The 22,225-nt window shown below is 60.8% G+C and carries 21 protein-coding genes; 10 read left to right on the top strand and 11 right to left on the bottom strand.

What is annotated here, in order from left to right:
- Positions 1-383 precede the first annotated feature (383 nt).
- The gene (locus tag PG887_RS17975; RefSeq protein ID WP_270822477.1) at positions 384-1,013 is read left to right on the top strand and encodes a LysE family translocator; all 630 of its coding nucleotides are present in this window, start codon (positions 384-386) and stop codon (positions 1,011-1,013) included.
- A gap of 82 nt (positions 1,014-1,095) precedes the next feature.
- On the opposite strand, the gene fis is transcribed toward PG887_RS17975, so the two are convergent.
- The gene (gene fis, locus PG887_RS17970; protein WP_005309538.1) at positions 1,096-1,392 is read right to left on the bottom strand and encodes a DNA-binding transcriptional regulator Fis; all 297 of its coding nucleotides are present in this window, start codon (positions 1,390-1,392) and stop codon (positions 1,096-1,098) included.
- A 25-nt stretch (positions 1,393-1,417) separates the two neighbouring features.
- On the bottom strand, positions 1,418-2,383 hold the full coding sequence (gene dusB, locus PG887_RS17965; RefSeq protein ID WP_010675552.1) for a tRNA dihydrouridine synthase DusB: 966 nt from the start codon (positions 2,381-2,383) through the stop codon (positions 1,418-1,420).
- Between the two features lie 290 nt (positions 2,384-2,673).
- Between dusB and PG887_RS17960 the strand changes: the two genes are divergently transcribed.
- The 4 genes from PG887_RS17960 to PG887_RS17945 all read left to right on the top strand — a co-directional run bounded on the left by PG887_RS17960 (position 2,674) and on the right by PG887_RS17945 (position 7,484).
- Complete coding sequence (locus tag PG887_RS17960) at positions 2,674-4,080, top strand: TolC family protein (RefSeq protein WP_270822475.1); 1,407 nt, start codon at positions 2,674-2,676, stop codon at positions 4,078-4,080.
- 73 nt (positions 4,081-4,153) lie between these two features.
- Positions 4,154-5,158, top strand: coding sequence for an HlyD family secretion protein (locus PG887_RS17955; RefSeq protein WP_080767988.1), 1,005 nt, complete (start codon positions 4,154-4,156; stop codon positions 5,156-5,158).
- Positions 5,158-6,294 (top strand): ABC transporter permease, encoded by a 1,137-nt coding sequence (locus PG887_RS17950; RefSeq protein WP_270822474.1) that lies wholly within the window; start codon positions 5,158-5,160, stop codon positions 6,292-6,294. The genes PG887_RS17955 and PG887_RS17950 overlap by 1 nt, the downstream gene beginning before the upstream one ends.
- The gene (locus PG887_RS17945) at positions 6,291-7,484 is read left to right on the top strand and encodes an ABC transporter permease (protein WP_270822473.1); all 1,194 of its coding nucleotides are present in this window, start codon (positions 6,291-6,293) and stop codon (positions 7,482-7,484) included. Before PG887_RS17950 ends, PG887_RS17945 begins: the two co-directional genes overlap by 4 nt.
- A 56-nt stretch (positions 7,485-7,540) precedes the next feature.
- Here the strand turns inward: PG887_RS17945 and PG887_RS17940 are convergent, their stop codons facing one another.
- From PG887_RS17940 to PG887_RS17930, 3 genes are all read right to left on the bottom strand, one after another.
- Complete coding sequence (locus tag PG887_RS17940) at positions 7,541-8,176, bottom strand: SDR family oxidoreductase (RefSeq protein WP_042880594.1); 636 nt, start codon at positions 8,174-8,176, stop codon at positions 7,541-7,543.
- 127 nt (positions 8,177-8,303) lie between these two features.
- Positions 8,304-9,158 carry a DnaA ATPase domain-containing protein gene (locus PG887_RS17935; protein WP_041213862.1) on the bottom strand — a complete coding sequence of 285 codons (855 nt, stop codon included), beginning with the start codon at positions 9,156-9,158 and terminating at the stop codon, positions 8,304-8,306.
- Between the two features lie 72 nt (positions 9,159-9,230).
- Positions 9,231-9,905 carry a DnaT-like ssDNA-binding domain-containing protein gene (locus tag PG887_RS17930; RefSeq protein WP_039041329.1) on the bottom strand — a complete coding sequence of 225 codons (675 nt, stop codon included), beginning with the start codon at positions 9,903-9,905 and terminating at the stop codon, positions 9,231-9,233.
- 275 nt (positions 9,906-10,180) lie between these two features.
- On the opposite strand from PG887_RS17930, the gene PG887_RS17925 reads away from it, so the two are divergent.
- Entirely contained in the window at positions 10,181-11,152 is a 972-nt protein-coding gene (locus tag PG887_RS17925; protein ID WP_266110147.1) for a response regulator, read from the top strand.
- A 70-nt stretch (positions 11,153-11,222) separates the two neighbouring features.
- On the opposite strand, the gene PG887_RS17920 is transcribed toward PG887_RS17925, so the two are convergent.
- From PG887_RS17920 to PG887_RS17910, 3 genes are all read right to left on the bottom strand, one after another.
- Entirely contained in the window at positions 11,223-12,620 is a 1,398-nt protein-coding gene (locus tag PG887_RS17920; protein ID WP_041212400.1) for a peptide MFS transporter, read from the bottom strand.
- A 213-nt stretch (positions 12,621-12,833) separates the two neighbouring features.
- Positions 12,834-13,745 (bottom strand): UTP--glucose-1-phosphate uridylyltransferase GalU, encoded by a 912-nt coding sequence (gene galU / locus PG887_RS17915; RefSeq protein WP_270822471.1) that lies wholly within the window; start codon positions 13,743-13,745, stop codon positions 12,834-12,836.
- A gap of 94 nt (positions 13,746-13,839) precedes the next feature.
- A complete protein-coding gene (locus PG887_RS17910) occupies positions 13,840-14,157 on the bottom strand; it encodes a ComEA family DNA-binding protein (RefSeq protein ID WP_270822469.1) in 318 nt (105 codons plus the stop codon).
- Between the two features lie 164 nt (positions 14,158-14,321).
- On the opposite strand from PG887_RS17910, the gene cysQ reads away from it, so the two are divergent.
- Positions 14,322-15,092 carry a 3'(2'),5'-bisphosphate nucleotidase CysQ gene (gene cysQ, locus PG887_RS17905; RefSeq protein WP_039041322.1) on the top strand — a complete coding sequence of 257 codons (771 nt, stop codon included), beginning with the start codon at positions 14,322-14,324 and terminating at the stop codon, positions 15,090-15,092.
- A 60-nt stretch (positions 15,093-15,152) separates the two neighbouring features.
- Here cysQ and PG887_RS17900 read toward each other — a convergent pair whose 3' ends face one another.
- The 3 genes from PG887_RS17900 to PG887_RS17890 all read right to left on the bottom strand — a co-directional run bounded on the left by PG887_RS17900 (position 15,153) and on the right by PG887_RS17890 (position 17,636).
- Positions 15,153-15,449, bottom strand: a complete 297-nt coding sequence (locus tag PG887_RS17900; protein ID WP_010675539.1) for a YciI family protein — start codon at positions 15,447-15,449, stop codon at positions 15,153-15,155.
- A gap of 24 nt (positions 15,450-15,473) precedes the next feature.
- Positions 15,474-16,025: a septation protein A gene (locus tag PG887_RS17895; protein ID WP_045521880.1), complete on the bottom strand. Its 552-nt coding sequence runs from the start codon at positions 16,023-16,025 to the stop codon at positions 15,474-15,476.
- Positions 16,026-16,130: 105 nt separating this feature from the next.
- Positions 16,131-17,636 carry an aminotransferase class V-fold PLP-dependent enzyme gene (locus PG887_RS17890; RefSeq protein ID WP_270822467.1) on the bottom strand — a complete coding sequence of 502 codons (1,506 nt, stop codon included), beginning with the start codon at positions 17,634-17,636 and terminating at the stop codon, positions 16,131-16,133.
- Positions 17,637-17,827: 191 nt separating this feature from the next.
- Here PG887_RS17890 and trhA point away from each other — a divergent pair, with 191 nt between their 5' ends.
- The 3 genes from trhA to PG887_RS17875 all read left to right on the top strand — a co-directional run.
- Positions 17,828-18,460 carry a PAQR family membrane homeostasis protein TrhA gene (gene trhA, locus PG887_RS17885; RefSeq protein ID WP_039041319.1) on the top strand — a complete coding sequence of 211 codons (633 nt, stop codon included), beginning with the start codon at positions 17,828-17,830 and terminating at the stop codon, positions 18,458-18,460.
- Between the two features lie 121 nt (positions 18,461-18,581).
- Positions 18,582-20,243 carry a putative transporter gene (locus tag PG887_RS17880; protein WP_270822465.1) on the top strand — a complete coding sequence of 554 codons (1,662 nt, stop codon included), beginning with the start codon at positions 18,582-18,584 and terminating at the stop codon, positions 20,241-20,243.
- A gap of 222 nt (positions 20,244-20,465) precedes the next feature.
- On the top strand, positions 20,466-22,225 hold a 1,760-nt coding region (locus tag PG887_RS17875; protein WP_270822463.1), incomplete at its 3' end, for a retention module-containing protein.

Raw genomic sequence — 22,225 nt, 5'->3', positions numbered from 1 at the left:
TAGCGCCGATGGTAGTGTGGCATTCGCCATGCGAGAGTAGGACACTGCCAGGCACCCAATACAAGAAACCCCGCTCATCTGAGCGGGGTTTTTTATTGCCTGAAATTCAGCGTGTTGCAGCCTTGGCTCTGGTTCCAGTTATTACCGTTAGACCGTTTCCCCTTCTTTGTGATTGCTCCAGCGGGGCTGCCGAACACTCGATATCTCGATGTTCATCTCTTCATTTTCAAGTCTCCCCATTCCTCCCTGCTACTGGATCTGAGAGTTTGTAATGCTTGAGCTGCTCAGCTATTCCATTCGTCGATGATCACTATTGCCGCTGCGGGGGATGACAAGGAAGGCTGGATCCATAGACTGTTTCTTTCATGTACAAGGAGCTGTGTATGTTGGGGATCCACGATCTGGCGTTGTTTGTCGTTTCTGGCCTGCTGTTGAACATGATGCCTGGGCCTGACTCTCTGCTCATCATGCTGCGCAGCGGCTCCCAGGGATGGCGTGCAGGGTCCATGGCGGCATTGGGTATCGGGACAGGTACCATGGTGCATGTGTTGGCGGCAGCGCTGGGACTGTCTGCCCTGTTGAGTGCCTCTGCCGAGCTGTTTGCCGTCATCAAGCTGATGGGGGCGCTCTATCTGGTCTATCTCGGCGTGTCCATGCTCTGGCAGAGTGGTACTTCAACGTCTGTGGATGGGGCTGTGGTGCTGCCTGCGCTCTCTTATGGGCGCATCTTTCGGCAGGGGTTGCTCACCAATGTCCTCAATCCCAAGGTGGCGCTCTTCTTTCTCGCTTTTGTGCCCCAGTTCATCGATCCCGCCTCACCGCAAAAGGCGATGGCGTTTATCGTACTGGGCTGCATTTTCAATCTCAACGGCATGATCTGGTGCCATCTGCTGGCGTTTTCCACCGCGTTTGCAAGCCGCAAGGTGCGACTGCCCGCCCGGGTGGCCACCTGGCTGAATCGCGTGATGGGGGGGCTGTTCGTGGGGCTCGGTATCAAGCTGGCGGTGGAGTGAGCAGGTAAACACCGGGCATAGAAAAAGGCGTATCCCATCGCTGGGATACGCCTTCGTCTGCACTGCAGCAGAATGACCGGGATCAGTTCATGCCGTAACGCTTGAGTTTCTTGCGCAGGGTACCGCGGTTGATGCCCATCATCACGGCGGCGCGAGTCTGGTTGCCACGGGTGTACTGCATGATCACGTCCAGCATGGGAGCTTCGACTTCGGAGAGAACCATATCGTACAGATCAATCACTTCCTGACCGTTCAACTGGGCCAGGTAGTTACGCAGGGCCTGTTGCACAGAGTCACGCAGGGGGCGTTGGGTCGGCTCGGCAGCGTGATTGTGAGTAGTTGTTACCAATGCATCAGAAGTCAGGGTTTGTTCGAACATATTCGGTCGGCTCTTTAGTTATGCGTTAACCTAATCCATCGAAATACGCTTCGAGTGCCTCGAGTTGTGCGTCTGCACAATCCAGGGCATTGAAGTGCTTACGGAATTCTCGGCCCGCCTCTTCTTCATCCAGATACCAGCCCACGTGTTTACGGGCAATGCGCGCTCCCAGATAGGCACCGTAAAACTGGTGCAGATTGGTGACATGCTCGTTCATCAGGGTGCGAACCTCTTCCCTGTCGGGAGGCGGCAGCTTGGTGCCCGTTTCAAGAAAATGGCGGATTTCCCGGAAAATCCAGGGTCGTCCTTGCGCAGCACGGCCGATCATCACGGCGTCGACACCGGTATAGTCGAGGACATACCGGGCTTTCTCCGGGCTATCGATGTCGCCATTGGCGACAACAGGAATCGATACGGCCTGCTTAATCGCCCTGATAGTGTCGTACTCCGCTTCGCCCTTGTAGAGGCAGGCACGGGTACGACCATGCACGGCAAGGGCCGCGATACCGCAATCTTCGGCGATTCGGGCGATCTCCTCGCCATTGCGGTTATCCGGATCCCATCCTGTGCGGATCTTCAAGGTGACAGGTACTTCCACCGCATCCACCACGGCCCGGCAGATGGATCTGACCAGGTCTGGCTGACGCAGCAGGGCGGAACCTGCCAGCTTCTTATTCACTTTTTTTGCCGGACATCCCATGTTGATGTCGACGATCTGAGCGCCCTGCTCCACGTTGTAGCGGGCAGCAAACGCCATCATCTCGGGGTCGGCACCGGCAATCTGGACCGATCGCAAGCCGCCTTCAGCAGAGTGATCCATTCTCATCCGGGTTTTCTGGGTATCCCAGACATCCGGGTTGGCCAGCAGCATCTCGGAAACGGCCATACCGGCTCCCAAACGTAAACAAAGTTCACGAAATGGTCGGTCTGTTACACCGGCCATGGGGGCCACGATCAGGGGAGTTTCAAGCGTGTGGGGACCTATCTGCATTCCACGGTTACCATCGGCTTAGGGCGGCGTATATTACGCATTTTTTAGTCAGGAGAAAAGGTTAGTATTTGAGCGTCAGCCATTTTTTTCTGAAAAAAACGTCGCGCCAAGGCTTGCAAATTCAGGAGTGCTTGAAAATCGGACATATTGTCTGTGACCATGGTCAGGAGGGCGCGAGTGAGGGGGATGGTGATTTGTGAGTCTCCCTCTCAAGCCGGTTTAGGCTATGATAGCGGGCCTGAATTGAGCAAAGACTCTACACAATTTCATTACAAACGGATCGGGGATGTATGACGGTAAAGTTCATCAAGTCGCTCTGCCCATGCCTGCTGGGTATCGTGCTGGGGTCGGCTCAGGCGCAGACGGTCAGCTTTACCGAGGCCTGGAGCCGGGTCATCCAGCAGGATGACGGCTTGGCGGCAGAGCAGGCCGGGGTGGAGCGGGCCCAGCAACTGCGGGAGGCGGCCAAGGCCATGTACCTGCCCAAGGTGGATGTGGGGGCCAGCTATACCCATCTCGATCAGCCGATGGAGCTGGACATGCTGGATCTCAACCCCATCGCCAATCATCCGGAATTCGGCAAGGTGCTGGGGCCTGTGATGCAGGCACTCAACCTCAGCCCGAGCGATTTCGTCACCCCCCTCACCAAGCAGAACGTGGTGACCAGTTCGGTCAAGATGCTATGGCCGCTCTTTACCGGCGGGCGCATCGATGCGGCCCAGGATATTCGTCAGGCCCAAGTGAGCGAGGCTGAGCAGTTGCTGGTGCTCAAACAGCAGTCCACCTTCGAGAGCCTCTCCCAGACCTACTTCGGGGTGGTGCTGGCGGCGCAGGTGGTGCAGACCAAGCAGGAGATCGAGCAGGGACTGGCACACCATCTGGATAATGCCAAGAAGCTCGAAGCCCAGGGGCAGATCGCCAAGGTGGAGCGCCTTTCGGCCCAGTCTGCCTATGACAGGGCACGTATCGATACCCAGAAGGCCAAGCGCAGCCTGGAGATCGCCCAGCTAGCGCTCGGCCACATGCTCAAGCTCAAGCAGGCGGAGCCCAATACCGCCCTCTTCATCAACGAAGGGATGCCAGCCTTGTCTCCCTTCGTGGAGGAGACCCTGTCGGTGCATCCCGGTCTCAAGCTGTTGACGGCCAAGAAGGAGCAGGCCCAGGGGATGATCAAGCTGGAGAAGGGCAAGTACGCCCCCGAGCTCTTCCTGTTCGGCAACTACAACCTCTATGAAGATGATTCCATTGTCTCCAAGACCACACCGGACTGGCTGGTTGGTGTCGGGGTCAGCATGCCGCTGGTGAGTCGTGATGGCCGCTCCGAGACAGTCCAGGCAGCCAAGAGCGCCGAACTCCAGGTCAACCTGCTGCAAGCCAAGACCCGCCAGGATCTGGAGCTGCTGGTCGAGAAGACCTGGCGCGAGGCTGCCCAGGGACTGGAGGAGTATCACTCTCTCTCCTCGACCCAGGAGCTGGCCGAGGAGAACGTGCGGTTGCGTGACAAGGCATTCGGTCAGGGGCTCTCCACTTCCCTTGATGTGGTCGATGCCCAGACCCAGCTTGCCGGGGTCAAGACCCAGCGCGCCGCCGCTGCCTATCAATACGTGATCTCCCTGGCCCGCTTGTTGGCACTCTCCGGTCAGATGAACAGTTTCAACCAGTATCAGCATGGCCAGGCGATCGAGGTGAACTCATGATCGCGCGCTCTTCCACTCCGTTATTCATGTCCGTTTCGACCGTCAAGGGTCGCCCGTTTGCCGAGGTGAATTCATGAGTCATCCCCCCATCAAGAAGAAGATGAGCCAGGGCAAGCCCTGGCTGCTGCCACTGGCGCTGGTATTGCTTGTGCTCTGGCTTGGCTGGCGCTTCTGGCTGGCCTATCAGCCGGAGCCGGTGCGTCTGCAGGGGCAGATAGAGGCGCAGCAATATTCGGTTTCTTCCAAGGTGGCGGGCCGCATCGACGAGGTGCTGGTGAAGAAGGGGGATCAACTGGCCAGGGGCCAACTGGCGTTCACTCTGGCGAGCCCGGAGATCGAGGCCAAGCTGAGTCAGGCCAAGGCCGGGCAGGCCGCGGCGGGTGCCATGGCCGAAGAGGCCGAGAAGGGGGCGCGAGTGCAGCAGATCGCGGCCGCCAAGGATCAGTGGCAACAGGCCAAGGCGGCTGCCCTGCTTCATGGCAAAACCTACGAGCGCATTGCCAGCCTGCATCGGGATGGCGTGATGTCGCTGCAAAAGCGTGACGAGGCCTGGACGGCCTGGCAGGCGGCGAAGTACAGCGAGGGCATGGCCTGGCAGCAATACCAGATGGCACTGGAAGGGGCGCGGGAAGAGACCAAGATAGCGGCCCGCGAGCAGGCCAAGATGGCGGCTGGCGGAGTGGCGGAAGTGGAAGCCTATCTGGCCGATACCCGCATCGCCAGCCCCCACGAGGGGGAAGTTGCCCAGGTGCTGTTGCGTAGTGGCGAGCTGGCTCCCCAGGGCTTCCCTGTGGTGACCTTGCTCGACATGAAGGATGCCTGGGCCCAGTTCCATGTCCGTGAGGACCTCTTGCCAAGGTTCCCGGTCGGTACCGAGTTTGATGCCCGTATTCCCGGCCTGGGGGATCAGCTGGTGCGCTTCAAGGTGACCCATGTGGCCGTGATGGGGGATTTCGCCACCTGGCGTGCCACCGACACCCGCCAGGGGTTCGACATGAAAAGCTTCCAGGTGGAAGCGCGCCCCTTGCAGCCGGTTGACGGGCTGCGGGTCGGCATGAGCGTGCTGGTCGAGCTCTGATGGGGCGCGAATGGCGGTTGCTCTGGCAGGACCCGTTCGGCCGGGCGCTGGCGAGCTGGGTCCCCTTGGTGCTGATAGGGATCCTGTGCTGGATCTTTTCAGCCGGCCTGGCGCGGGATCTCAAGGTCGGTCTGGTGGATCTGGATCGCAGCACCCTCTCCCGACAACTGGCGCTCTCTCTCGATGGCTCCGCCGGGCTCAAGATAGCGCAGCAGTTTGACGCCATCGACGAGGGGGCCAGGGCGCTGCGTGGGGGAGACATCTATGCCCTGGTGGTGATCCCCCATCACCTGGAGCGGGATGCCCGCGAGGGGACCCAACCCAGGGTGACCGTGTTCAACAATGGCCAGTTCATCCTGATTGCCAAGCTGGTCAACTCCGCACTGGCCCAGGTGGTGGGAACTCTCAATGGTCAGGTAGGGGTGTTGGAGGCCATGGCCGGCGGCAAGACGCTGCCCGGTGCCCTGGGACAATCCGTACCCATTGCGAGCCAGGTTACCGCGCTCTACAACATCAATTCCAGCTACGCCCAGTTTCTGCTGAGCGCCCTGCTGCCTGCAGTGTGGCAGATCCTGGTTGTGCTCTATGGCCTGAACGCCCTGGCCCGCACCGATCGCCTCGGGTTGGACTGGACCACCAGAGGGGTCTGGTTCGGCCTCTGGCGTACCCTGCTGCCCCACGTGCTCATCGGCTGGGGGTGGGGTCTGGCGTGGAGTCTGCTGCTGTTCAAGGGGCTTGGGTACCCCATGCAAGGCAGTTGGCTGGTGCTGACGGCGGGGCTGGGACTGGCGTCGGCCGCTTGCGTCACCATGGGGGCCTTCTTCTACGGCATCATCCGGGATCCGGCGCGGGCGCTCTCTCTGGCCGGCGCCTACACGGCGCCGGGATTTGCCTTCATGGGGGTCACCTTTCCGGTCAGCGCCATGGGGGATGTGGCCCAGTTCTGGCGCAGCCTGCTGCCCATCTCCCACTATGTGGAACTGCAGATCGGGCAAACCAACTACGGTCAACCGTTGACGGCAGCCCTGCCCCAGCTCGGGGCCCTGCTGCTGTTTCTGCTGCCCCTGCTGCTGGTGGTACACCGCTACCGGGCGCCGTCGGGCGCGGCCCTGCCCCATGAGGAGTCCAGGCCATGATGGGATTCTGGGATCTGGTGCGCCTTGAGCTGCGCACCCTCTTGGCGGATCGCGCCATCATGCTGACCCTGTTTGGCGGCGTCTTCTTCTACTCCTTCCTCTACCCCCAGCCCTACCTGCACCAATTGCCCAGGGAAGAGCCCGTGGTGGTGGTCAACGAGGATGGCAGCCAGCTCTCCCGCCAGCTGGAGTTCATGGCCGATGCCACGGCGCAGGTGAAACTGGTGGCCCGTGCCGGTTCGCTCGACGAGGCCCGCCAGATGATGCTGACCGGCAAGGCGAGCGGCATCTTGCACATTCCCCGCCACTTCTATCGGGATCTGATGCTGGGCAGGAGCGTGACCCTGGGTTATGCCGGGGATGCCTCCTACTTCCTGGTCTATGGCACCATTGCCGAAGGGCTGGCCCAGGCGGGGGGCACGCTCGCCGCCCAGGTGAAGGTGGCCAGGCTGTTGAGCCAGGGTGAGGCGCTGCCCCAGGCCGCCATGGGCTGGAACGCGGTGGCCCTCAATGTGCTGCCGGTATTCAACCCCACCATGGGCTATGTGAACTACGTGGTGCCTGCGGTATTCGTGCTGATCCTGCATCAGGTGTTGCTGATGGGGACCGGCATCCTGGGGGCGACCCAGAACCAGCGCAGCCGCCGTGGCGAGTCAGGCTACTGGCAACATGCTCCCGTGCCGGCCTTGTTGCTGGCCCGCACCCTGGTGGTGGGGGCTCTTTTCGTCCTTCCGGTGACCTACTTCTTCGGCTTCTGCTTCGATCACTACGGTATTGCCCGCACCGCTGTACCCGGCGAACTCTGGCTCTTTACCCTGCCGTTCCTGTTGGCCACCACCTGGCTCGGGATCGTGCTCGGCGCCCTGTTCACCCGCCGTGATCTACCGACCCAGGTGGTGCTTGTCTCCTCTTTGCCGCTGGTCTTCCTGGCCGGCTTTATCTGGCCCCTTGAGCTCATCCCGGCCCCCCTCAACTGGCTGGCCCAGTGGGCCCCGAGCACGCCGGCCATCAAGGGATTCCTGCGCCTCAATCAGATGGGGGCCGACTTTGCCCAGGTCTCCCGCTACTGGTGGCAGTTGTGGGGGCTTGCACTGCTGTATGGCGCTCTGGCGTGCTGGTTGCTCCGCTGGCGTCAACCGTGCCCTGCAACGCGGCCGGATGATGGGGCGACAGCGTCTTCCACCGACTAGGCCCCTTGCAACAACACGGTCAGCCACTGGGCTGACCGTGTTGCCATTCACAGGGGTCATGGCTGACTCAGACCCGGATCGCCGATGGCATAGATCTGGCCGCACGCCTCCTGGTCGGTGAGCAGTTGCAAACCCCGTATCGCCACATCCTGGCGCCTGACCAGGCCATGCCTCTCTTGCCCCTGGCTCAGGATGGCCTGACCCGTGGGCTCTCCATCCTGCAACCCTGCGGGGCGTAAAATGGTCCACTCAAGGGTGCTGGTCTGCAGCCAGCTTTCCGCCAGGCTCTTGAGGCGTACCTCGTGTCCGAAGGCGGCGCGAGCCCGCTCGGGCAGGTATTGCCAGCTGTCGCCACAACCGAGGGAGGTGACAAGCAGCAGGCGGCTGAGCCCGACGCGCTCCATCTCGTCGATCACATGGCGGTTGCCCTGATAATCCACCGGTGCACTCTGGCGAAAGCTGCCGAGGGTGGAGACTACCCGGGCATCCCTGTCCGCCAAGCGGCAAGCCTGGGCCACGGCCTGGGGGTCCAGGGCATCCCCGATGACGACCTCGACTCCCAGGGTATGCAGCTCGCTGGCCATGTCGGCATGGCGCACCAGGGCAACGACCCTGTGGCCCAGTTGCAGTGCGTGGTCGGTGAAGGCGCGGCCCAGTCCGCGACTGGCACCGAAGATGAGTGTGGTTGGCATGACAGGCCCTCTCGAACAAAAGAGCAAGCCTAGAGCCTGGATGGCTCTCTGTAAATGAGAGTGGTTTTTATTTGTGAGGTGCAGGGGATATGAAGGGCCGGACATCAGGGACGCCGGCCCGACGGGATCAACCGTTGTAATGGCCGATGCTGGGACGGCGGCTGGGTCCGCTCAGGTGGATGTCCACCGGATTGAACGCCTTGATCGCCTCATAGCTGAAATCACCGATGGCCTGATGCAGGCTCTGGGGGCTGTGGTTGGTGATGATGATGACGCTTTTGGACAGGTTGCGACGACGGCGCAGCAGGTGGCCGAGGAAGCTGGACTGACTCTCGGCCATCTTGGCGCGGTTGGCCGCCACCTCGTCGATGATCAGCAGGTCCACCTCTTCCAGGGCGCGGCGGTACTGGTTGCGCTCCTCCTGATCCTGGATGACGTTGAAGAAGAGCCTGTCCACGATGGAGGCCCACTGCTGGAAGATCACCGACTTCTGGTGGCGCGCGATCAACTCGTGGGCCACGGCGCCCGCCAGGGTGGATTTGCCGGTGCCGTAATCGCCGTAGATCAGCATGCAGCCCCCGCCACTCTTCTCCCAGTGCTCGAAACCGCTGATGAAGTAGCGGGCCGTTTCGATGGGGTATTGCAGGGCCGGGTCACCGGAATCCATCTTGTCGAAGATCCAGTCCGGATTGAGGTCGGCCTGGGCGATCAGCTTCTGGATCCGCTCCTGGCGGGCGGCTTTCTGCAACTCGCGCACTTCGGCATTGGCCTTGGCGTCGTACTCCTTGCGCAGGGTCTCGTAGTCGTACTGGCTGCCGCCGGTTGCGGCCCGCAGTCGGAGAATACGTTCCTGCAGGCTGCTGACGTGACGCTTGAGCTCGGGATCATGAGCCTGTTGCTCCTGTCTGGCCTTGGCGATTTTCTGGCGTTTGGCCTCGATCTCTTCCAGTGCCTGGCGCATCGGGTCGTGCGGATCTGTCATGGAATTCTCCTTCTGCTAGGGCTATGGCTGGATGGGCAGGGGGTCAATAGTGCACTTCGTGGCCACCTGGTATCAATCATTCTCCGGCTCCTGAGCTTGTGCCAGCCGTTTGGCCTCATCGATCATCTCTTGCGCCCGGCGGCTCGGGCCAGCCTCTACCGGGGCTGGCGCGACCTGCTGGTACCCGGTGACCACGGTCGCCGGGCGGCGGGCGTAGCGCCGACTCTTGAGGGCCCGAATAAATTTCAACATCCACTGGTGCTGGGAGTCGAACACCTCGGGGCGGCCGAGCCAGTAGGCGATGAACTCCCCGAGATCCTCTTCGCTGTAGCTGGCATCGATCACCCCGCACAGGCGTGCGAGAGCAGGCAGTTCTTCGTCCGGACGCCACTGCAGGTGCATCTGGAACGGGCGTGCCGGCAGGGGGCTGCGCACCCGCTGGCTCAGCAACGGCAACTGGAAAGGGCACTGGTGGTAGTGCTCACTGTCAGCCTGGGCCTCGACCTGAAGCAGTTCGGCCTCCATCAGCTCGTCGAGCAGTTCGGTCAGCTGGCGAGCGTTGACCTGATAGCTGAAACCACCGGGATTGCCCGGATCGACGACAGCCAGTGCCCGGCCAAGCTCGGGATAGTTAAGTCGGGCCAGCCGATTTTCCAGCACCAAGCGGCGCAGTTGCAGGGTATAGAGGCTGCGGGCCGGATGGGAGAGTCTGGGATGGGCGAGGGCGCTGTATTCGGCTGGCGTCATGGTCTGCTTCACGATCTGGAGTGGAGGGCATTATCCCTCATGGCGGTGCCTCATACAAATCATGGTGCCGACCTGCGAGATAACGGCTGCCGGGCGACGGTTGCCGACCATCTCTGCGCAAGGGGGCGATCAAAATAGTCGGACCATTTCAAACGCTTGGCAGATACCAAGGCCAGCCCGGCTCGCTGCTCGACAATATTGTGTGGCGGTATCCAGCGCCCATGATCTAGTCTTAATGCTCAAATAACCATTTGACTAATAAGAGCTTTGTCAAGATGTCAAAAGCCGGACTACGGATCTTGGTGGTAGAAGACGAAGCGGTTTTTCGCCACTCACTGGTATCTTATCTCGAGCACGACGGGGCCTGCGTCTTTCAGGCAGAAGACGGGATTGAGGGGCTCTCTGCCGCAGCGCTCTATCGTCCCGATGTGGTGTTGTGTGATCTGAACATGCCGAACATGGATGGCCATGAGGTGATTGCCTGCCTCACCGCCCGCTATCCACAGGTGCCCGTCATCGTCATCTCCGGTCAGGATCAGATGGCTGCGATCGAGCGTGCGCTGCGGGCGGGGGCCAGGGACTTCTTCATCAAACCGGTGAATGACTATGAGCAGATCCGCCGCAGCATCGAGCAATGCCTGACAAACCTCGGGCATCAGAGCCAGCAGCTGGAGCTGATGGAACACATCGACTTCTTCCGTGGCCACGATCTGGCGAGCAGCCGGCTGCTCGCCTGGTTGGCGCCCCCTGGCATGCAGGAGTGGGGGCCCTGGCAGGTCACCTTTGCCGGCATGGGCAATCTCTTCATCCCGGATACCTTCAAACTGGACGACAAGCTGCTGGTACTGGTGATGGAATTGCCCATCCTCGGTGTGGATGCGGCCTTCTGTGGTGCCTTGGTGCGATCCCTGATGAACGGCCCCTATCGCCAATACCAGCAACAGGAGAGCCTGCTGTTGACCCAGCCACACCGATTGCTGGATTACCTCAATCTGCAACTGCTGGAGTCGGGCCTGCGTCACTCCTTTGCCATGGCGGCCCTGCTGTTCGATCAGGAAGATGGGCTGCTTTTTGCAAATGCCGGGCTCACCTCACCTCACTGGTTGATGCGTGCAGGGGGGTTGCCGCTCGGCTTGATGCGCAGCAGTCGCTACACGTTGCACAGGCGAAGCTGGCACGAGCCCTTTGATCTGCAGTTTCGCAGTGACAGCGGCAGCGCCCTGACGATGCAGGTTCGTCACCACTGACGCAGTGAAGTGAACACATGCAAACAGGGCGCCCATGGGCGCCCTGTTTGGTCTCTGCTGTCCTGACCGGTCAAACGGTCGCGGACTGCAGTTTCTGCTCTTGTTCTTCGGGCTCTTTGGCCGGGCCTTCGGCACCGTGCATCCAGTAGACCAGGCGGTTGGCCATGGTCAGCAGGATGAGGGCGCTGATCACGGCGGCCAGTGCGATGCCACCGAAGATGGCCATGGCACCGGACTCGCCGACGAAGGAGCCGATGAAGCCGGCGGCATAGTTGGCCAGGGCCACGAAACCGAACCAGGCACCCATCATCAGGGAGGCCAGGCGCAGCGGAGCCAGCTTGGTCACCATGGAGAGACCGATGGGAGAGAGGCAGAGCTCGCCCAGGGTATGGAACAGGTAGGCACCGACCAGCCAGAACATGGAGGTCTTGACAGCCTGATCACCACCTTGCTCCAGCACGGCACCGATCATGAACAGGAAGCCGACGGCTAGGAACAGCAGGCCCATGGCGAATTTCACCGGGGAGTTCGGCTCTTTCTTGCCGAGCTTGATCCAGATGGCGGCCACGACAGGGGCCAGGGTGATGATGAAGAAGGGGTTCAGGGACTGGAACCAGGCGGTCGGCACTTCGAAGCTGCCGATCATGCGGTCGGTATACTCCTGGGCATACAGGTTCATCAGACCACCGGCCTGCTCGAAGCCGGCCCAGAAGATGATGGTGAACAGGCCCAGTACCAGGATCACCTTGATGCGATCCACTTCCTGTTTGGTCAGGGGCGCTTTTTGCTCCTTGGAGCGCTGCAGGGCGGCACGCTGGGCGGCGGGCACACGGCCGATGTCACCAAGGAAACGCTGGGCCATGGTGGCCTGCACGACCAGGGAGAGCAGCATGCCGATACCGGCGCTGACGAAGGCGGCTTGCCAGCCATAGGCGGTGGCTGCGGCGCCGCAGATCACGCCGGCCAGCAGGGAGCCCAGGTTGATGCCCATGTAGAAGATGGTGAAGGCGCCGTCACGACGGTGATCCCCTTCTTTATACAGGTCGCCCACCATGGTGGAGATGTTCGGTTTGAACAGGCCGTTGCCCACGATCAGCAAGCCAAGGCCGGCATAGAAGACGGTGTTGACCATGTCAGGGAACATGGCGTGAGGCAGTGCCAGGGTAAACTGGCCGGCGGCCATCAGCACGGCACCGAACAGGATGGCGCGTCGCTGGCCCAGGAAGGTATCGGCGAGCCAGCCGCCGATGATGGGGGTGATGTAGACCAGACCGGTATAGATGCCGTACAGCTTGAGGGCGTCGGCCTGGGTCCAGCCCATGCCACCGTTGGCGGTCAGGTCGGTCAGATAGAGGACGAGCACGGCACGCATGCCGTAATAGGAGAATCTCTCCCATAGTTCGGTACTAAAGAGCAAAAAAAGCCCTTTAGGGTGACCTAAAAAGGTCCCTTTGGACGGGTTATTCATTGGAACTTCCACCTGTGTCTTATATTTTTTTAGAAATTTTATGCAAGGGCTAGGAACAAGCCTTAATCCTTATAGAACAAGCGACTTTAAATTACAATATTATGATTTAGCGATATTTTATCTATCAATGGTTGAATATTTGTTTATAAAATGAAAAAGGGCATCGAATGATGCCCAGTTTTTTATTCTGCTTATCTTGTAAATATTCAGAGATTACAGCTCTTTGGCAAACTGCTTCAGCCAGCTGGTGAATTCTTTGCTGAGTTCCCGATGGCGCACGGCGTATTCCACATTCGCCTTCATATAACCGAGCTTGCTGCCGCAATCGTGGCTGCGTCCCTTCATGAAGTAGGCATTGACCTGCTCCTTTTCCATCAGCATGGCGATGGCATCGGTCAGCTGGATCTCGTCGCCGGCGCCGGCCGGGGTTTTTTCCAGCAAGGGCCAGATATTGGCCGAGAGCACATAGCGACCTACCACGGCCAGGTTGGACGGGGCTTCATCCCGGGGCGGCTTCTCGACGATGGCCTGCATCGGCAGGGACATGCCTTCGCTCAGGGCCTCCCCCTTGATGTCGGCGATGCCGTATTTGTCCACTTCGCTCTCGGGGACGGCTTCCACCATGATCTGGCTGATCTGCTCCTCTTCGAACAGATGCACCATATCCGCCAGGTTGTCCTGCTTCAGATCGCTGGCCACCTCGTCGATGAGCACATCCGGCAGCAGAACGGCGAAGGGTTGATCCCCGATGAGGGGGCGGGCACACAGTACTGCATGACCCAGGCCTTTTGCTTCCCCTTGACGCACGTGCATGATGGTGACGTCTTTGGGACAGATGTGCTGAACCTCTTCCAGCAGTTGGCGCTTGACCCGCTTCTCCAGGGTCGCCTCCAGCTCGAAGCTCTTGTCGAAGTGGTTCTCGATGGAGTTCTTGCTTGAATGGGTCACCAGGACTATCTCCTTGATGCCGGCGGCGATGGCTTCGCGTACCACATACTGGATCAGCGGCTTGTCGACCACGGGCAGCATCTCCTTGGGGATGGCCTTGGTGGCGGGCAGCATGCGGGTACCCAGACCGGCAACGGGGAGAACGGCCTTGCGAACAACGAGCGGTGTCTTTTTCATGGAGTGAGTCCGAAGATACAAAGTGGGCTCATGATACCCGAAGAAAAATAGGGCAGCCACAGGCTGCCCTTGAGATGACAGGGATTCAAACCGGTTACTTGACGATAATCATGTCCCGGTTTGCTTCCAGCGTGGCAGGTCCGATGCCACTGACGTCCGCCAGTTGATCGACGGAGGTGAACTTGCCCTGCTTCTCCCTGTGGTCGATGATGGCCTGTGCCTTCTTCTCGCCAATGCCCTTCAGGGCGGTGAGCTCGCTGGCACTGGCGGTATTGAGATTGATCTTGCCGCTCTCCTTGACTTGGGTGGTGGCCACAGGCTTGGTCGCCGCCTTGTCGGCGGCCAGCAGAGGTTGGCTCAACAGGGGGAGGCAGCCCAGCAGCAGTGCGGCGATCAGGGTCTTCTTGCTCATATCGTCATGTCCTTATGTGGCGTTAGTATCACATTTATCATTAGCTGTGTTGCGCCACTTTTTGTCTGTCAGTTTTGACACTGTATAAGTCAGTGCAAACGGCTATAAGCCGAAGATACTCACTCGGTTACACTGACCAACCCTTTGAGCGAGAACTCTTTTCCATGTATCTACCCGCCATTTCCGAACTGGAGCCCATCGCCCGCGCTGCCGGTGAGGCCATCATGTCCATCTACAGCCAGCCCTTTGCGGTGGAGTACAAGCAGGACGAGAGCCCGCTGACGGCGGCGGACAAGGGGGCCCACGAGGTGATCGTTCAGGCGCTGGCGCGTCTCACTCCCGATATCCCGGTCTTGTCGGAAGAGTCCTCCCCCGAGGTGATGGCTGCGCGACTCGGCTGGTCCCGCTATTGGCTGGTGGATCCTTTGGATGGTACCAAGGAGTTTGTCTCCCGCAACGGCGAGTTCACGGTGAATATCGCCCTGATTGAACAGGGGACCCCGCGCTGGGGGCTGGTCTATGCCCCGGTACTGGACAAGCTCTGGTATGGGGGCAAGGGGATTGGCGCCTGGCGTGTGGCCGATGGCAGGCACGAGACCATCCAGACCCGCCCTCATGACGCAGGGCAAGTGTGGCGCGTGGTGGGCAGTCGCAATCACCTGTCGCAGGAAACCCTCGAGTATCTGGCCCGTTTTGGCGAACTGGAGCGGGGCGAGATCGAGCTGGTTTCCATGGGCAGCTCTCTGAAGTTTTGCATCATTGCCGAGGGGGAGGCCGAGCTTTACCCGCGGCTCGCACCGACCTGCGAGTGGGATACGGGGGCTGCTCAGGCGGTACTGGAAGGGGCGGGGGGCAGCGTCACCCAGCTCGATGGTTCGCCGCTTTGCTACAACAAGCCCGATATCCTCAATCCCTGGTTTGTGGCCAGGGCATGAGTCAGAAGATGCAAAAAGGCCGGACAGTGTCCGGCCTTTTTCTTGTCAGCCTTGATGGGCTCAGAAGACTTTCTTGAACGGTTTGATGGTCACCCTGGCGTAGACCCCCGCCGCGACATAGGGGTCCGCATCGGCCCAGGCCTGGGCGTCGGCCTGGCTGGCAAAGTCGGCGATGACGGTGCTGCCGGTGAAGCCCGCATCGGCCGGATCCTCGGCATCGATGGCCGGGTTCGGGCCGGCCGTCAGCAGGCGGCCCTCATCCTGCAAGGCTTGCAGGCGGGCAAGGTGGGCAGGGCGTGCCAGCTTGCGCTGGGGCAGGCTGCCCGCGACATCTTCGGAGTAGATCAGATACCACATGGAACAATCCCTTTCTGGTTGCGGTTATTTTTTCTGTTCTGCGTTCTGCTCGGCCGGCATGTGGCGATAGAGATACACGCCGCTGAGCAGGGTGAAGACCAGGGTCATGCCCAGCAGGCCGAACACCTTGAAGTTGACCCACATCTCCTGGGAGAGGTTGAAGGCCACGTAGAGGTTGAGCAGACCGCACAGGGTGAAGAAGCCGACCCAGCCGAGATTGACGTTGTCCCAGACCCGGTCGGGGGCTTGGAGCTCCTTGGCCAGCATCTGCTTGATGAGGTTCTTGCCAAAACCATAGCGGCCGATGAGCAGGGCGAGGGCAAAGAGCACATTGATGACGGTCACCTTCCACTTGATAAAGGCATCGTCGTGGAAGAAGACGGTGAGGCCGCCGAAGAAACCGACCAGCACGAAGGTGAACAACTGCATCTTCTCGACCCGGCGATAGCGAAGCCAGCTGTACAGGAGTTGCAGGCCGGTGACGACCACCAGGGCGCCAGTGGCGGTGTAGATGTCGTAAAACTTGTAGACCGCGAAGAAGACGATCAGGGGGATGAACTCGATAAACTGCTTCATGCTGGGCTCTAACCTCAAAATTTCACTCAGTGTACCTGCCCGTCAGACAACGGCAAATGAATAAGACCGTCCATGCTGCAGGCAGTTCCTTCCCGGGGCGGCGGGTTACTCGAACAGCTGGCTGGCAATCTGGTTGCCAAGGCGCACCTGATCGTCCAGCAATGCGCGTATGTCGGCTTCCTCGATGAGGGGGTTGAGCAGGACGGCGCGCAGCAGCGTGAGCGGTTGCTCGCCATAGCGGGAGACTGCGCGCTGGGTGCGTGAGACGAAGCTGTGCCCTTCGGCGCGCTGGGCTTTTTGCAGGGCGACGTTGAAGAGATTGATCTGTTCGTTGGCCGCCACATCGGGCTCCTGACCTTGCAGGTGGGGCGGAATGCACCGGTAGGAGAGCAGGTTCATGACAGGTGCCGACATCAGCTCGAAGGCGGGGCTGGCGTCGATGAGCGCGGCCATTCGCCGCGCCCTGTCGTAGTTGGCGTCGATGAGTTGGGCATAACCCTGCTGTCCCAGCATCTGGAAGGCGGCATCCAGATAGAGCGCGTTGGCGGGACGGGTCCCCTCCAGAGTGAAACGCCCCTGATCGAAGGAGGTGGCGCGGATGGCGTAGGGAGCCTCGCGCTTCACCGTCATCATCAGGTCCGGTTGGCGGCAGAGCAGCATGCCGGTACCGAGCGGGACCAGCAACTGCTTGTGACCGTCAAGGGTGACGGTATCGGCGTGCTCTATCCCCGTAAGCAATCCCTGATAGCGGGGCGAGAAGAGGGTCGGACCACCCCAGGCAGCGTCCACGTGGAAGTGGATTTGCTCGTGCCGGGCGATGGCGGCCAGTTCCGGCAGCGGGTCGACGGAGCCAAAATCCGTGCTGCCGGCCACGCCGACCAGCGCCAGCACCTTGAGCTTCTGCTCCCTGCATTGTTGAAGGGCCTGTTCCAGCGCCGCCAGACTGAGCCGATTGTGCTCGTCTGTGTCGAGACGCCAGACGCTGCGAGCCCCGAGTCCCAGCAGATCCATCCCCTTGTCGAAGGAGTAGTGCATCAGCCGCGAGCCCAGAATGACGGCGCCGCGATAGCCCTGCTCGGCGAGGGCGAACAGGTTGTCGCCACAGGCCCGGTTGCGGGCCAGCCAGAGGGCGGTGACGTTGGCGATGGTACCGCCACTGGTCATGACGCCGAGGGCTGCATCCTTGGCATGCATCTGGGCTGCATAGAAGGCGTCGTCCTGGCGGTAGACCAGACGGTGCAGCTTGGCCAGCACTTCCCGCTCCAGAAAGCTCAGCAAACGGGAGGACTCCATCTTCATCGGGTTCTGGTTGAGCATCACCAAGAGCCGGGAGAGCTCGGCGGTGAAGGCCGGCAGCGGCGCCGTCATGTGTCCCATGTAGCGGGGAGAGGTGAGGTGCGATGCCCCGGGTACCAGGGTGGCGAGCCGCGCCAGATAGTCCCGGGGAGAGATGCCGATGGCGGGCATGCACGACTGATCGAGCTGGTGGGTGAAGCTGCCCCGCTGATAGGGGGCCTGACTGTCGTCGGAATGATGGAAATGCTCCAGCAGGGCCGTCATGGCCTTGCCGAAATCAGGATCCGGTTGTGTAAACAGTTCAGTGAGCTTCATCGGGTTCTCCAGACCAGATTGTCGGGCAGACGCGGCCATCCGCATGGGCGGCGTCGGCGGCAGAGCATACACCAAAGGTGCGGGGGGCACAGCCATCTCTGGCCCTCCCTCTCCTCGCGTCTTTATTTTCAGCTAACGCTTGTAGCCTGAAACATCGGCCGCTAGAGTGGGCCGGTAATGGGTTGGAGGTAATGATGGATGTGACGGGGTACTCCCCACGGGAAGAGTGGGCGAATCGCCTCAGCCATGGGCTGGGGCTGCTGCTGGGCGGACTGGGACTGGTCTTGCTGCTGCACAAGGGGTGGGATCAGGGGCCCAGGGTACTGCTGAGCTACGGCGTCTACGGTGCCAGCCTGGTATTGCTCTATCTCGCCTCGACGCTCTATCACAGCGTGAGCTCGGTGGCTGCCAGACGCTGGAGCAAGCTGTTCGATCACTGCGCCATCTATCTGCTGATCGCCGGCACTTATACCCCCTTCCTGCTGGTGGCGCTCGATACACCGCTGGCGCAAGGACTGATGGTGGTGATCTGGGGGCTGGCCCTGGCGGGGGTCGTGTTCAAGCTGATCTTCATCAATCGTTTCAAGAAGGTGTCGCTATTTACCTATCTGATGCTGGGCTGGCTGTCGCTGGTGGTCATCTACCAGCTCTATCTGCATCTGGATGGTACCGGGCTCCTGCTGCTGGGGCTGGGTGGTCTCATCTACAGCCTGGGAGTGATCTTCTATGTGGCCAAGCGCATTCCCTACAACCACGCCATCTGGCACCTGTTTGTGCTGGGGGGCAGTCTGTGCCACTTCATGGCCATTTATGGCTACATCTGATGGCTAACCCTTAGTTGGTATTTTTGTGCTCATGAAAGCCTGAATTCGTGCGGCGCCCCACAGTTGCCCCCTTCGTTTGCTGACAAGCTAGTGCCAGTTCAGTTTGGAAAGGATGCAAACGATGAGTGAGATCGCGCTTTCCATCAGCATGCTGTCGCTGGTGGCAGTGCTGGGGCTCTGGCTGGGAAACTGGCGAGTCTATGGCGTGGGTTTGGGTATCGGCGGGGTGCTGTTCGGCGGCATCATAGTGGGCCACTTCGCCGGCTTGTCCGGCTTGAAGCTGGATGAGCAAACACTTCATTTTATTCAGGAATTCGGCCTGATCCTGTTCGTCTACACCATAGGCATCCAGGTTGGTCCCGGCTTTTTCTCCTCCTTGCGCAGTTCGGGCCTCAAGCTCAATGGCTTCGCGGCCCTGCTGGTTCTGCTCGGCTGCCTGGTGGCGGCAGCGTTGCACCAGCTGTTCGATGTACCGCTGCCGGTGATCCTCGGGGTCTTTTCCGGGGCCGTGACCAATACCCCGTCCCTGGGGGCTGGCCAGCAGATCCTGGCGGAGCTCGGGGCGGATCCTGGATCCACCGGCCTGATGGGGATGGGCTATGCGGTGGCCTACCCGTTCGGGATCTGCGGCATCCTGCTCACCATGTGGCTCATCAGGATGTTCTTCCACATCAAGATCGAGGAGGAAGCGGTCGCTTTCGAGCAGCAGGCTGGCAAGACCAAGGAGAGTCTGCAAACCATCAACATTGCCGTGCGCAATCCCAATATGCATGGCCTGATGCTCCGCGAGATCCCGAGTCTGGACGAGGCGGACGTCATCTGTTCCCGCCTCAAGCGTGGCGACGAGCTGATGGTGCCAAAGCCCGACTCGCGCATCGAACTTGGCGACCTGCTGCACCTGGTGGGGGAACGCCATGCCCTGCACAAGGTGTTGCTGGTGCTTGGAGAGGAGGTAGACACCTCCCTCTCCACCCGCGGGACCGATCTGCGGGTCGAGCGGGTGGTGGTCACCAATGAGCAGGTGCTCGGCAAGCGGATCCGCGATCTCGACATCAAGCAGAAATACGATGTGGTCATCTCGCGCCTGAATCGGACCGGCATCGAGCTGGTGCCGACCAGTCAGACCAGTCTGCAGTTCGGTGACATCCTGAACCTGGTGGGGCGGCTCGATGCCATCGAGGCGGTCACCAGCGTGGTGGGCAACGTGCAGCAGAAACTGCAGCAGGTGCAGATGCTGCCCGTCTTCATCGGCATCGGGTTGGGGGTATTGCTCGGATCCATTCCCTTCTACCTGCCGGGATTCCCGGCGGCGCTCAAGCTGGGGCTGGCAGGGGGACCGCTGGTGGTGGCGCTCATCCTGTCTCGTATCGGCAGCATCGGCAAGCTCTACTGGTTCATGCCGCCGAGCGCCAACCTGGCGCTGCGGGAAATAGGCATAGTGCTCTTCCTGGCGGTGGTAGGGTTTAAGTCCGGTGCCGGCTTCATCGACACCCTGATCAACGGCGACGGTCCCGCATGGATGATGTACGGTGTGGCAATCACCCTCATCCCGCTGCTGCTGGTGGGTGTGCTGGCACGCCATTATGGCAAGCTCAACTACCTCACGCTGTGCGGTCTGCTGGCCGGCTCGATGACGGATCCTCCCGCTCTGGCATTTGCCAACGGCATGCACCCCACCAGTGGCGCCAGCGCACTCTCTTACGCGACCGTCTACCCCCTGGTGATGTTCCTGCGGATCATCTCGCCCCAACTGCTGGCCATCCTGCTCTGGGCCGGTGTCTGACACCTCACAAGACGGGAGCCGATGAGGCTCCCGTCTTCGTTTTGTCACAATTGATGCTATTGATTTAATTAATTTTATTCATCTTAGGCGTCCCTTCGCTTTCACCCCGAAACCCGGCTTCATTTCGGTCTGTTCATTCGATTTTTCTCACTGGTTTATGGCCTGATAAACGGGCACATTGGAGGCTGGAGCAATATGCCCTTCGATATTTCAGGAGAAACCATGAGCAATCAGCGCATCGTATTGGATCAGGATGTCGTCGTTACCCACTTGCAAGGCAAAATGTATCTGGTCGCCGCCGACGGGAGTCAGAGACTCGTTGCAGAAGGCGATGTACTGCCCAAGGATGCGGTATTGCTTGCGCCCGAAGGGGCCAGCTTCCAGGGAGGAGAGACCACGTTCACCCTGGGTTCCGGCGAGCACCCCGAACAGGGTGACGCCGTGCTGGCGAACGCGGGGACACCCGATGACATCGCCGCCTTGCAGCAAGCGATTCTGGACGGAACCGACCCCACCAAGGCATTCGAAGCGTCGGCGGCGGGTGGAGCCCCGGCCGCAGGCAATGCGGGGGGCGTGGCTGGTGCCAGCGGCAACGGCGGTTTCGTCACCATCGATCGTACCGGTGATGCAACCATCTCCAGCGCAGGCTTTGACAGCGCGAACCCGGCTGGCGCGGCGCCGCTGGTGGATGCGCAAAGCAGCGAAGATGAGCTGGTCGACCTCACCGCTCCCGTCATCACCGTCTCTGCCCCCGACAACACCAACGATCGGACGCCGGCCCTGACCGGTACCACGGATGCCCCCGCTGGCAGCACGGTGACCCTGGTGGTGACCGATGCCAATGGCAATCAGCAGACCCTGACCGCTACGGTACAACCGGATGGCAGCTTCAGCGTGGATGTCACCACACCGCTGGCCGAAGGGGGCTATCAGGTGACGGCTTCCGTGACCGATCCGGCCGGCAATACCGGCACCGCGACCGATGATGGCAGCGTGGACACTACGGCTCCGATCGTGACGGTGAATGCACCGGACAATACCAATGACAACACTCCGACCATCACGGGTACCACGGACGCCGCCCCCGGCAGCACGGTGACCCTGATGGTGACCGATACCAACGGCAATCAGCAGACCCTGACCGCCACGGTACAACCGGATGGCAGTTACAGCGCGGATGTCGTGACGCCGTTGCCGGATGGGGGCTATGACGTGACTGCCAGCGTGACTGATCCTGCTGGCAACAGAGGCACGTCGAGCGACGATGGTAGCGTGGACACCACGGCGAACATCACGGTGAGCCTGGATGACGTGAACGCGGCCAATGTGGCCAACACGCCCATCAGCGGTACCTCCGATGTTGGCCCGGGTCGTACCGTGACCCTGGTGATCAGCGATGCCACCGGTAAGAGCGTGACAGTCACCGCCGTCACCGATGCCGATGGCAACTACCAGACCAGCGCCGATCTGAGCGGGCTGGCGGATGGCAACCTGACCGTGGTGGCCAGCGTTACCGACGCGGCGGGCAACCCGGCCAGCGCCACCGACGACACTACCTTGCTCGACACCACGCCACCGGATGCCAGCATCACCCTGGATGGCAACATCACCCCTGACGATGTGATCAACGCGGCCGAGTCCAAGCAGGACATCGCCGTGACCGGTCGCGTGGGTGGCGACGTGAAAGAGGGCGACACCGTCACCCTGACCGTCAATGGCAAGGCCTTCACCGGTCTGGTCTTGGCCGACAAGACTTTCAGCATCAATGTGCCGGGTAGCGAGCTGGTGGCCGATGGGGACAAGGTGATCGACGCCAAGGTGACCACCACCGACGCGGCGGGCAACAGCACCACGGCGGCCGATACCGAGGGTTACAGCGTCGACACCCAGGCCCCGAGCGTGGTGGTCAACATCGTTGACGACAAGCTGACCGTGGGTGAGACCAGTCCGGTGACCTTCACCTTCAGCGAGAAGGTGACCGG

The sequence above is a fragment of the Aeromonas sp. QDB14 genome (genome assembly GCF_027707845.1).
Taxonomy (GTDB): domain Bacteria; phylum Pseudomonadota; class Gammaproteobacteria; order Enterobacterales; family Aeromonadaceae; genus Aeromonas; species Aeromonas caviae.
Note: the sequence above shows the minus strand (reverse complement) of the source record. Positions and strands in the feature narration are given on the sequence as shown.

What these genes read in the sequence shown, in the direction of transcription:
- PG887_RS17975 (WP_270822477.1), top strand. Translation starts at nt 384, where the DNA reads ATGTTGGGGATCCACGATCTGGCGTTGTTTGTCGTTTCTGGCCTGCTG.
- fis (WP_005309538.1), bottom strand. Translation starts at nt 1,392, where the DNA reads ATGTTCGAACAAACCCTGACTTCTGATGCATTGGTAACAACTACTCAC.
- dusB (WP_010675552.1), bottom strand. Translation starts at nt 2,383, where the DNA reads ATGCAGATAGGTCCCCACACGCTTGAAACTCCCCTGATCGTGGCCCCC.
- PG887_RS17960 (WP_270822475.1), top strand. Translation starts at nt 2,674, where the DNA reads ATGACGGTAAAGTTCATCAAGTCGCTCTGCCCATGCCTGCTGGGTATC.
- PG887_RS17955 (WP_080767988.1), top strand. Translation starts at nt 4,154, where the DNA reads ATGAGTCATCCCCCCATCAAGAAGAAGATGAGCCAGGGCAAGCCCTGG.
- PG887_RS17950 (WP_270822474.1), top strand. Translation starts at nt 5,158, where the DNA reads ATGGGGCGCGAATGGCGGTTGCTCTGGCAGGACCCGTTCGGCCGGGCG.
- PG887_RS17945 (WP_270822473.1), top strand. Translation starts at nt 6,291, where the DNA reads ATGATGGGATTCTGGGATCTGGTGCGCCTTGAGCTGCGCACCCTCTTG.
- PG887_RS17940 (WP_042880594.1), bottom strand. Translation starts at nt 8,176, where the DNA reads ATGCCAACCACACTCATCTTCGGTGCCAGTCGCGGACTGGGCCGCGCC.
- PG887_RS17935 (WP_041213862.1), bottom strand. Translation starts at nt 9,158, where the DNA reads ATGACAGATCCGCACGACCCGATGCGCCAGGCACTGGAAGAGATCGAG.
- PG887_RS17930 (WP_039041329.1), bottom strand. Translation starts at nt 9,905, where the DNA reads ATGACGCCAGCCGAATACAGCGCCCTCGCCCATCCCAGACTCTCCCAT.
- PG887_RS17925 (WP_266110147.1), top strand. Translation starts at nt 10,181, where the DNA reads ATGTCAAAAGCCGGACTACGGATCTTGGTGGTAGAAGACGAAGCGGTT.
- PG887_RS17920 (WP_041212400.1), bottom strand. Translation starts at nt 12,620, where the DNA reads ATGAATAACCCGTCCAAAGGGACCTTTTTAGGTCACCCTAAAGGGCTT.
- galU (WP_270822471.1), bottom strand. Translation starts at nt 13,745, where the DNA reads ATGAAAAAGACACCGCTCGTTGTTCGCAAGGCCGTTCTCCCCGTTGCC.
- PG887_RS17910 (WP_270822469.1), bottom strand. Translation starts at nt 14,157, where the DNA reads ATGAGCAAGAAGACCCTGATCGCCGCACTGCTGCTGGGCTGCCTCCCC.
- cysQ (WP_039041322.1), top strand. Translation starts at nt 14,322, where the DNA reads ATGTATCTACCCGCCATTTCCGAACTGGAGCCCATCGCCCGCGCTGCC.
- PG887_RS17900 (WP_010675539.1), bottom strand. Translation starts at nt 15,449, where the DNA reads ATGTGGTATCTGATCTACTCCGAAGATGTCGCGGGCAGCCTGCCCCAG.
- PG887_RS17895 (WP_045521880.1), bottom strand. Translation starts at nt 16,025, where the DNA reads ATGAAGCAGTTTATCGAGTTCATCCCCCTGATCGTCTTCTTCGCGGTC.
- PG887_RS17890 (WP_270822467.1), bottom strand. Translation starts at nt 17,636, where the DNA reads ATGAAGCTCACTGAACTGTTTACACAACCGGATCCTGATTTCGGCAAG.
- trhA (WP_039041319.1), top strand. Translation starts at nt 17,828, where the DNA reads ATGATGGATGTGACGGGGTACTCCCCACGGGAAGAGTGGGCGAATCGC.
- PG887_RS17880 (WP_270822465.1), top strand. Translation starts at nt 18,582, where the DNA reads ATGAGTGAGATCGCGCTTTCCATCAGCATGCTGTCGCTGGTGGCAGTG.